The following is a 201-nucleotide window of genomic DNA, read 5'->3' as shown; positions in this document are numbered from 1 at the left end:
CGACATCCACACCACCGCGGGCAAGCTCGCGGATCTGCAGCGCCGCATCCAGGAAGCGACGCACGCCGGCTCGGAGCGCGCCGTCGAAAAGCAGCACGCCAAGGGCAAGTTGACGGCTCGTGAGCGCATCGAACTGCTGATGGACGACGGTTCCTTCGTCGAGTTCGACGAGTTCGCGCGGCACCGCTCGACCGACTTCGG

Annotated in this window: 1 protein-coding gene; it reads left to right on the top strand. The window is 66.7% G+C overall.

Features of this window, described 5'->3' with window-relative positions; genetic code table 11:
* A partial coding sequence (locus N4G66_RS45585; protein WP_315903788.1) for a carboxyl transferase domain-containing protein occupies nt 1–201 on the top strand: 201 nt, incomplete at both ends.

The sequence above is a fragment of the Streptomyces rhizosphaerihabitans genome (assembly GCF_025399795.1).
Classification (GTDB): Bacteria; Actinomycetota; Actinomycetes; order Streptomycetales; family Streptomycetaceae; genus Streptomyces; species Streptomyces rhizosphaerihabitans.
This window is presented reverse-complemented; position numbering and strand designations above follow the sequence as displayed.